This window comes from Pseudazoarcus sp. NS36, from assembly GCF_059703705.1.
Genome location: NZ_BAAKJA010000008.1, coordinates 131,120 through 140,580, shown reverse-complemented (window position 1 = coordinate 140,580; position 9,461 = coordinate 131,120). Strand labels below are relative to the sequence as shown.

Genomic DNA, 9,461 nt, shown 5'->3' with positions numbered 1-9,461 from the left:
ATCCGAATTGCCGCGTGGCGCAGGGACTACAACGAATGCCGACCACACAGTGCCATCGGCAATAACACCCCGGCGGAGTTTGCCGCCAACTGGCGCGCCGGGAAGCAGCAAGAAAAGGAAGAAACATTCATCTCAACCCCAGGGCCTACTAAGTAGGTAGCGGTACTAAAACTGGGGGCAGGTCAGCTGCATAACACCGTTACTGCCCCTTAACATCAAACATCGTTCTGGGGCGAAACACGATCACCCGGAAGACATGCTGCGTGAGTGCATACGCCAATTGAATTGCAGCTTAAGAACCACAAAGGCTTATGTCCACTGGATTGATGCCTTCACCCACCCCACGACACACGCCACCCGGCACATTAAGCATCACCGCAGCCAGCAACTCCGCCGCTCGGTATACACTTCGCGCGCCTCCCATTCGCCGGACCCGCGCCATGCCCATCCACGAAATCCGTCACCCGCTCGTCCGCCACAAGATCGGCCTGATGCGCGAGGTCGACATCTCCACCAAGAAATTCCGCGAACTCACGGCCGAGCTGGGTCGGTTGCTGGCCTATGAGGCGTGCAAGGACTTTGAGCTGGAAACGGTCACGCTGCAGGGTTGGGCGGGACCGGTGGAGGTCGACCAGATCAAGGGCAAGAAGGTGACGGTGGTGCCGATTCTGCGCGCCGGGCTGGGGATGCTGGACGGGGTGCTGGACATGATTCCGAGCGCCAAGGTGAGCGTGGTGGGCATTGCGCGCAACGAGGAGACGCTGCAGCCGGCGCCGTATTTCGAGCGCTTCGTCGGCCATCTGGGCGAGCGCATGGCGCTGATCATTGACCCGATGCTGGCCACCGGCGGCTCGCTGGCGGCCACCTGCGACATGCTCAAGCGCAAGGGCTGCGGGCAGATCCGGGCGCTGGTGCTGGTGGCTGCGCCCGAAGGCATTGCGCTGATGCAGGCGCAGCACCCGGACGTGGATATCTTCACCGCCAGCATCGACAGCCATCTGGACGCGCACGGCTACATCATTCCCGGCCTCGGTGACGCCGGGGACAAGATTTTCGGCACCAAGCTCGGCTGAGCACAGTCCCCACCCACCATCGCCCCGCGCGGGCCTGCGGAGAACAAGCATGAGTGAAACCCCGAAGGAACCCGTGTGGCGGCAGGCCGTTTCGGGCGGGCAGATCCTGTTCGTGGCGTTTGGCGCGCTGGTGCTGGTGCCGCTACTGACCGGGCTGGATCCGGCCATGGCGCTGCTTGGCGCGGGCGTGGGCACGCTGCTGTTCCAGTGGATCACGAAGCGTCAGGTGCCGATCTTTCTCGGTTCGAGCTTTGCCTTCATCGCGCCGATCATCTACAGCATGCAAACCTGGGGGCTGTCGGCCACCATGGGCGCGCTGGCCTGCGTGAGCCTGGCGTATTTCGCACTGGCTGGCGTGGTGTGGAAGCACGGCGCCGAGATCGTGCACCGCTTCATGCCGCCGGTGGTGATCGGGCCGATCATCATGATCATCGGCCTGTCGCTGGCATCGGTGGCGGTGAATATGGCGATGGGGCGCAGTGGCGACGGTTCGATCGAGCTGGTGAACTACGGCACGGCGCTGATCGTGGCGGCCATCTCGTTCGGCACCACGGTGGCGGTTGCGGTGTTTGCGCGCGGTCTGTTGCGGCTGCTGCCGATTCTGGCGGGCGTGGCGGCGGGCTATGTGGCCGCAGTCGTGGCGGGGCTGGTGGATTTCTCGGTGGTGGCGGCCGCGCCGTGGTTTGCGCTGCCGAACTTCACGACTCCCACCTTTGAACTGGCGGCCATCCTGTTCATGCTGCCGGTGGCGCTGGCGCCGGCCATTGAGCACGTGGGCGACGTCATTGCCATCGGCGGCGTGACCGGCAAGGACTACACCAAGAGCCCCGGCCTGCATCGCACATTGGCGGGCGACGGGCTGGGCGTGCTGTTTGCCGGTTCGGTGGGCGGGCCGCCGATCACGACCTACTCGGAGGTCACCGGTGCGGTGACGCTGACGCGCAACTTCAACCCGGCGATCATGACCTGGGCGGCGATCTTCGCCATCGCCATGGCTTTTGTCGGCAAGTTCAACGCGCTGCTAGCGACCATTCCGGTGCCGGTGATGGGCGGCATCATGATGCTGCTGTTCGGCTCGGTAGCCAGCGTGGGCCTGAAGACGCTGATCAACGCCAAGGTGAGCATGGACGAACCGCGCAATCTGGTGATCGTGTCGTCGATTCTGGTGTTTGGCGTGGGCGGACTGGCTCTGAACCTCGACGGGCTGACGCTGCAGGGTGTGGGCCTGTGCGGTGTGCTGGCAGTGATCTTCAATATCGTATTGCCGGGCACACGCAAGCACTGAGGAAAGCCCCGACACCTGCGGCGCGGGGTGGGTGCTAACATCGACGCACCCCCACCCGAGAGGAGCCACTCATGAGCTTCCGCAATATTGCCCTGGCCGGACTCGGCCTGCTGGCGTCCGCCGGTGTCGCACTGGCTGCCGGGCCGCAAGGCCTGTCCAAAGAGCCGACCAGCGTTTTCGCGGTCACCACCGACCATGAACTGATCCACTTCAATCCGGCCGACCCGGCCACGATTACGCGCCGCGTGGCCCTGTCCGGCATGTCAATGGGCGAGAAGCTGCTCGGCATCGACTACCGGGTGGCGCGCGGCGTGCTGTATGCGCTGGGCAGCAAGGGCCAGCTGTATACGGTGAACACCGCCAGCGGCGAACTGACTGCTGTGGGCGACGGCAAGCTGCCGGTAGCCCTGCCGGCCAAGCACTTTGGCTTCGACTTCAATCCCGCGGCCGACCGCATCCGCGTCGTTGCGGGCAGCCTCAACCTGCGCCTGCACCCGGACACCGGTGCCGCCGTGGACTTCGCACCCGACACGACCACGTTCCAGGCCGACGGCGTACTCGCCTACGGGGCGGGCGACCCGCACATGGCGGCCGTTCCGAAGATCGTCGCGGCCGGCTACACCTACAACAGCGAGAACGAGAAGCTGACCACCAACTACGCCATCGACGCCGCGCTCGGCACGCTGGCCATGCAGGGCTCGCGCGAAGGGGCGCAACCGGCGGTATCGCCCAACCTCGGCGTGCTGACCACGATTGGCGAACTCGGCACCGGGCCGCTGGCCGACGCGCACCTGGACATTTCCGACGTCAGCAACACGGCGCTCGCCGCGCTGACGCCCGACGACGGCAAGACCCAGCTCTACCGCATCAACCTCGAAACGGGCAACGCCACCGCCATCGGGCCGATCGGTGATGGCGGCGCATTGCTCGGGCTGGCCATCGAGCCGTAATGCGTTTTCTGCTGACCGCCCTGTTCGCCGCGCTGGCCCTGCCCTGCGCGGCGGCAGACCTGACGGTGACGATCACCGGCGCAGGCGGCACCCCGCTGCCCGGCGCGGTGGTGTTCCTGCAGTCCGACGCTGCCGCGCAGGCCGTCAAGCCGCTGAGCGGCGGGGAAATCGGCCAGCAGAACAAGAGTTTCGTCCCCGACCAGCTGGTGATCACGCGCGGCACGGCGGTTGATTTTCCGAACCGCGACACGGTGCGTCACCACGTCTATTCCTTCTCGCCGGCCAAGCGTTTCGAGCTGAAGCTGTACATCGGCACGCCAACCAAGCCGGTGGTGTTCGACACTGCCGGCGTCGCAGTACTTGGCTGCAACATCCACGACAACATGGTGGCCTGGGTGGTGATCGTCGATACGCCTTACTACGCCCAGGCCGATGCCGCAGGCCGTGCCACTTTGCGTAACCTACCGCCCGGTGAATACCAATTGCGCAGCTGGCACCGCGGCCTGCCGCCCGGCGCGGAAACCCCGGCACAGACGCTGCGAGTAGCGGCAGGGTCCGGCGCCGTGAGCGTCAATCTCGCCGGAGTGAGGCCATGAGTCCGCCGCGGCGCTGGCGCGACATGGGGCTGGCGACACGTATCGTCGGCATGTCGCTGGCGCTGCTGCTGCTCGTGCAAGTCGCCGGCTTCACGGTGGTGCGCGGCGGCATTGCGGAAAACGCGCGCAGCCAGATCGCCCACGAGCTGGAAGTGGGCGAGCGCGTGTGGCGCCGGGTGCTGGAACAGAACGCGGAGCGTCTGCGCCAGGGCGCCTCGGTGCTGGCCTCGGACTTCGGCTTTCGCTCGGCGGTAGCCTCGGACGACGACGCGACCATCCGCTCGGCGCTGGACAACCACGGCAGCCGCATCGGTGCGCGCATCACGGCCCTGCTCGACCCCGCGCTGGAGCTGCGCACGACCAGCGAAGAAACCGGCGGCATGGCGCTGCAGGACAGCCTGCGCGCGGTGACCGAACGCCTTGCCGCCAACGACGCGGCGAGTGAAATCGCACTCGTCGGCGGCACGCCCTATCAGTTCGTGATGGTGCCGATGCGCGCGCCGTTGCTGATCGGCTGGGTGCTGATGGCCTTCCCGCTGGATCAGGCATTGGCCGACGACATGTACCGCCTGCTGTCGCTGCATCTGGTGGTCACCAGCCGCAACGCCGGGGAGGTGAACGTGGTGGTCAGCACGCTGCCGGACGCGGCCTCGCGCCAGATCGCGGCCAGTCAGGCCGGTGTGCTGGAAGTCGATGGCGACGAACTGCTGGCCCGACGCATCGGCCTGCACCGCGGCGTGGGGGAAGTCGATACCGTGCTGCTGCGCTCGATCAGCGAGGTCACCGCCCCCTACCGCGAACTGCAGGTCACGCTGGCCATGATCACGGCCTTCGGCGTGCTGCTGTTTGCCTTCGGCAGCACCCTCACCGCGCGACGCGTGACACACCCCTTGCGACAGCTGATTGCCTTTACCGAACGCGTCACCCGCGGTGACTACAGCTCGCCGGCGCGGCTCGTCCGCGAAGCCGACGACGAGGTCGGACGGCTGGGCCGCTCCTTCGAACACATGCGTGAGAGCATCGCGCGCCAGCAGCACGAGATCCGCCGTCTGGCCTATTGGGACCGCCTCACCGGCCTGCCCAACCGCGAGCAGTTCCGCGAGGCGCTGACCACGTCGATTGCCGAGGGCGCACCGTTTGCCGTGCTGATGCTCAACCTCGACCGCTTCAAGCACGTCAATGATGTGCTCGGCTACGCCTTTGGCGACGCACTGCTGTGCGCCGTGGCAGAGCGCCTGTCCGAACACAGCGACGCCGAGCGCGACCGCGTGGCGCGCATCAGCGGCGACCAGTTCGCGCTGCTGCTGGCCGGTGCCGATGCGCCAACGGCGCAGGCCAAGGCCGCCGACATCGCGCATGGTTTTGCCGCGCCGCTGGCGCTGGCAGGGCAGACCGTCGACATCAGCGCGGGCATGGGCATTGCCTGCTGGCCGGACGACGGCGACGGACCCGACCTGCTGCTCAACCGTGCCGAGATCGCCATGCACGCCGCCAAGACGCGCGCGGCCGGAGCGCTGCGCTACGAGGCGGCGCTGGATTCATCGAGCAGCCAGACGCTGTCGCTGCTCACCGACCTGCGTCACGCGCTGGAACGCGGCGAGCTGCGCCTCTACCTGCAGCCCAAGATCGACGTCGCCAGCGGCACGGTGGTTGCAGCCGAGGCACTGGTGCGCTGGCAGCATCCGGAACGCGGGCTGGTACCGCCGATGGACTTCATCCCCTTTGCCGAGCAGACCGGCTTCATCCGCCACATCACGCTGTGGATGATCGAAGAGGCTGCACGGCAGTGGGGTGCGCTGCAGCCGAGCGACGGCCGGCTGCGCATTGCCGTGAACCTGTCCACGCGAGACCTGCTCGACCTCGAGTTCCCCGAGCGGATCGCCGCACTGTGTGCCCGCCACCAGGCACCGACCGACGGCTTCTGCCTGGAGATTACCGAGAGCGCGATCATGGATGACCCGCAGCGCGCCGAAGCCACGCTCAACCAGCTCTCCGAGCTCGGCTTCAAGCTGTCGATCGACGACTTCGGCACCGGTTACTCGTCGCTGGCCTACCTCAAACGCCTGCCGGTGGATGAACTGAAGATCGACCGCAGCTTCGTAATGGCCATGGAAGCCGACGAATCCGACGCCACCATCGTGCGGTCGACCATCGACCTGGCGCACAACCTGGGGCTCACCGTGGTGGCCGAAGGCGTCGAGAACGAGGCCGCGCTCGCCGCGCTGCGCGCGCTGCGCTGCGACGAAGCGCAGGGCTACCACATCAGCCGGCCGCTGCCGGTTGCCGACTTCGTGAGCTGGCGCGCGCAGCGCACCGGCTGAAATCCGGGCCGGAACTTCAGTCCGCACAGATCCGGTTCCGCCCGCCGCTCTTGGCGCGATACAGCGCCTCATCAGCGCGCTGCACGAGCTCATCCACCAATTCACCGGCCTGCCATTCGGCCACGCCGAGCGACAGCGTGACGCGGCCGGCGTCCTCGTCATGACACTCGGCAACAGTGGCACGCATGCGCTCTGCCAGTTCTGCCGCGCGACTCAGCCCGCAGCCCGCCGCAACAACCAGAAACTCCTCGCCGCCCCAACGCACCAGCACGTCCGAGGTTCGCACGCAGCCACGCAGCGCCTCGGCGACATTGATCAGCACTCGATCACCGACGGCATGGCCGTGAGTGTCGTTGACGGGCTTGAAATGGTCGATGTCGGCGATGATCACCGAGAAGGGTTCGCCGTCGGTGGTGGCCTCAGTCCAGGCGCGGGCCAGCACACTCTCGCCAGCGCGGCGGTTGTGCACACCGGTGAGCGCATCCCGCAGAGCCTGATCACGCAAGGCACGTTCGACCTTGACGCGGTCGGTCATGTCCTTGGAAACGCTGATGAAGTGCGTGATGGTGCTGGTGTTGTCCCGCACTGGCGCAATGCTCTGCTCGGCGTGAAACAGCGTGCCGTCCTTGCGGCGGTTCACGAAGGTCTCGCGGAAGGAGCGGCCGGCCCGCAGCTCGTTCCACAACCGGGCATAAAAATCAGCTGAATGCTGGCCCGAACGCAGGATGGCCGGCGTATGGCCGATGACCTCGTCGGCGCAATAACCGGTCAGCTCGGTGAAGCCGCGGTTGGCAAACACCACACGGCCATCCACGTCGGTGATCAGAATCGAGGCATTGGCTTCGTCGAGCGCCTGAACCAGCATGGCGCGGTCGCGGTCGTTGGCAACGCGGTCGGTGATGTCGTGCTGGACCGACACGAAATGCGTGACTGCGCCGGCTGCGCCGCACACCGGCGACACGCTCCATTCAACGATGTAGGGCGTGCCGTCCTTGCGGTAGTTGTAGGTCGCCCCCGTGAACGAACGCCCCTCACGGATACAGGTGCGCAGGATGGAGATCACATCGTGGTCGGTATCCGGCCCCTGCATCATGCGCGGCGAGCGCCCGACCAGTTCATCTAGCGTGTAGCCGCTCATGCGGCAGAAAGCCGGGTTGGCATACACGATGCGGGGCCCGTGCGGCGACGGCACGGCGTCGGTGATCAGCACCGAATTGTAGGATTGCTCGACCACCGCCTCGAACAGCCGGCCGCGCTCCTCGGCGGACGGCGTCGCAAGCGGAGGAAGGTCTTGCGAAGCAGCATCGCTCATTGGCGTTTCAGTATCGAATGGGGTGCGGAAGTCTAGCAAACGCCTGTGCGCGCCGGCGCTCCATGACGCACAATCGGGGCGCACACAGCCACCCGATTGCCCATGACCGAGACCCGCCCCGACATCGACCGCATCCCGCTCGCCGCACTCATTCTGGCCAACCTCGCGCCTGCGGTGGGGGTGCTTTTTTTCGGCTGGGATGCGCATTACCTGTTGCTGCTGTACTGGCTGGAAAACCTCGTCGTGGGTGCATGGACGCTGGTGCGCATGCTGCACGCGGGTGGTCTGCGCGTGCTCCCGCAATCGGCCTTCTTCACCTTCCATTACGCTTTCTTCTGCGCCGGCCACGGCATCTTCATCCTCACCCTCACCGATCTGCCCGGTGAAGCACCGCAGGATGACTTTGACGACGATGGCTTCGTGCTGCTGATGCCCTTCCGCATGCTCGTCAGCCAGTTCGGCTGGATCGCCAACGAGATGCCCGGCCTGTTCGGCCTGCCGCTGCTGGCCTTCGCCATCAGTCACGGCGTGTCGACGCTGTACCACCACTTCATCGACCATGAAGACGACGAGCGCGACGCCGACGACATCATGTTCGACCCCTACAAGCGCATCGTCGCGCTGCACATCGCCATCATCCTGGGCGCCATGGCCATCATCGAAACCGGCGCCACCACGGCCGCGCCGGCATTGTTGCTTCTGGTCGCGGCGAAGACCGGCATCGACGTGCACCAGCACCGCAGCGCACACCGCAAGCGCCGCGAAGGCCGCGCGCCGCGCGAAGGGCGCCGGTCACGCCGGCGTAGCCGCGATACGGAGGGGGGTGGTGGAGATTCAGGAGACGGCGGAGATGGCGGCGGCGGAGACTGAGCCGCGCCGCCGGCTTACAGCCTGAACGAAAAGGTCAGCGCGCCGAAGATATCGCTGTTCTGCTGGCCGTGGAATTCCTTGCTGCGCACCACGTGCGTGTAGCTCACGCGCACCTCGCGCCAGTCCAGCACCACGCCGAACTGCAGGTCGCCCACCAGCTTGCGGCGATCCACGCTGCGGCTGTCACGGAAGGTATTGCCGTCGAGGAAGATGTTGCGTGCCACGGCCCGCGCCTCCAGCCCGGCAAAGGCATACCAGCGGAAATCCACCGGCGGCGCAAAGTCCGCCGACCCCGGCAGCCCCGGCTGGATACGCGAGGGGCCATAGTCGTTCGGCAGGTTCGGCCCGTAACGCAGCATCAGCCCGCCGTTGGCATAGGTAAACACGTTGCCCAGCGCACCGCCCAGATGCGCGCCAAGGTCCAGCTCGCGCCCCAGCACGCGGGTTTTAGCGATGCCACGCCAGGTACGCTGCCAGGTCGCCACCACGCCCAGCTCGTTCTTGAGCTGCGTGTCCCACCCCTCAGGCCGCTTCGAACCAACCTGCTTGTGCACCCACTTCTGAGTCTGCCGCGCCAGTGCTGCCGGCCCCACCACGCCCACCGTCAGACCGAACTGATCCACCACCCGCCCGGTCTCGATGCCCAGACCGATCGAGCCATACAACCACCCCGCATACGGCCGCTCGCCGCGCGGCGGATCTTCGATGGTGATGTCGGTCGGCGTGAACATGCTCTGACCGAAGGCATAGCCGTAACGGATCGTCCCGTCATGCGGAAACCACGGCATGAGCTGCGCAAACTCGCGCGCCCACTCCGGAACCGGCCGCCGCTGATCAGGCACCCACGCAAAACGCACGCCATTGGTGTAGTGCCGGTCGGCGTCGTAGAACAGGTCGTTCTCGATGTTGATGCTGAAGGTGCCGGCAGGCAGCTCGTCATCCTGCGCAAAGGCCAGCGGCGAAGAAAGCGCGAGCAGCAGGGGAAGAAGTCGGCAGGATCGGGCAATCATGCGGGCTCGCGAGGAAGTGGGGACTGCGCGATTGTACCCGGTGG

At 66.3% G+C, this 9,461-nt stretch carries 9 protein-coding genes; 7 read left to right on the top strand and 2 right to left on the bottom strand.

Annotated elements, in window-relative coordinates; genetic code table 11:
• The 6 genes from AC6H0R_RS13850 to AC6H0R_RS13825 form a co-directional block, all read left to right on the top strand.
• Positions 1-156 (top strand): integrase core domain-containing protein (locus AC6H0R_RS13850; protein ID WP_497581952.1); only part of this gene is annotated, 156 nt, incomplete at its 5' end.
• Between the two features lie 284 nt (positions 157-440).
• On the top strand, positions 441-1,073 hold the full coding sequence (gene upp, locus AC6H0R_RS13845; RefSeq protein ID WP_497581948.1) for a uracil phosphoribosyltransferase: 633 nt from the start codon (positions 441-443) through the stop codon (positions 1,071-1,073).
• 49 nt (positions 1,074-1,122) lie between these two features.
• Entirely contained in the window at positions 1,123-2,358 is a 1,236-nt protein-coding gene (locus AC6H0R_RS13840) for a uracil-xanthine permease family protein (RefSeq protein ID WP_497581947.1), read from the top strand.
• A gap of 71 nt (positions 2,359-2,429) precedes the next feature.
• A complete protein-coding gene (locus AC6H0R_RS13835; RefSeq protein ID WP_497581946.1) occupies positions 2,430-3,308 on the top strand; it encodes a DUF4394 domain-containing protein in 879 nt (292 codons plus the stop codon).
• Complete coding sequence (locus tag AC6H0R_RS13830; RefSeq protein WP_497581945.1) at positions 3,308-3,904, top strand: methylamine utilization protein; 597 nt, start codon at positions 3,308-3,310, stop codon at positions 3,902-3,904. Before AC6H0R_RS13835 ends, AC6H0R_RS13830 begins: the two co-directional genes overlap by 1 nt.
• Positions 3,901-6,225, top strand: a complete 2,325-nt coding sequence (locus AC6H0R_RS13825; RefSeq protein ID WP_497581944.1) for a putative bifunctional diguanylate cyclase/phosphodiesterase — start codon at positions 3,901-3,903, stop codon at positions 6,223-6,225. Before AC6H0R_RS13830 ends, AC6H0R_RS13825 begins: the two co-directional genes overlap by 4 nt.
• A 16-nt stretch (positions 6,226-6,241) precedes the next feature.
• Here AC6H0R_RS13825 and AC6H0R_RS13820 read toward each other — a convergent pair whose 3' ends face one another.
• Positions 6,242-7,537, bottom strand: a complete 1,296-nt coding sequence (locus AC6H0R_RS13820; RefSeq protein ID WP_497581943.1) for a sensor domain-containing diguanylate cyclase — start codon at positions 7,535-7,537, stop codon at positions 6,242-6,244.
• A gap of 102 nt (positions 7,538-7,639) precedes the next feature.
• On the opposite strand from AC6H0R_RS13820, the gene AC6H0R_RS13815 reads away from it, so the two are divergent.
• A complete protein-coding gene (locus AC6H0R_RS13815) occupies positions 7,640-8,407 on the top strand; it encodes a DUF6498-containing protein (protein WP_497581942.1) in 768 nt (255 codons plus the stop codon).
• A 14-nt stretch (positions 8,408-8,421) separates the two neighbouring features.
• On the opposite strand, the gene AC6H0R_RS13810 is transcribed toward AC6H0R_RS13815, so the two are convergent.
• On the bottom strand, positions 8,422-9,417 hold the full coding sequence (locus AC6H0R_RS13810) for a lipid A deacylase LpxR family protein (protein WP_497581941.1): 996 nt from the start codon (positions 9,415-9,417) through the stop codon (positions 8,422-8,424).
• Between the last annotated feature and the right edge of the window lie 44 nt (positions 9,418-9,461).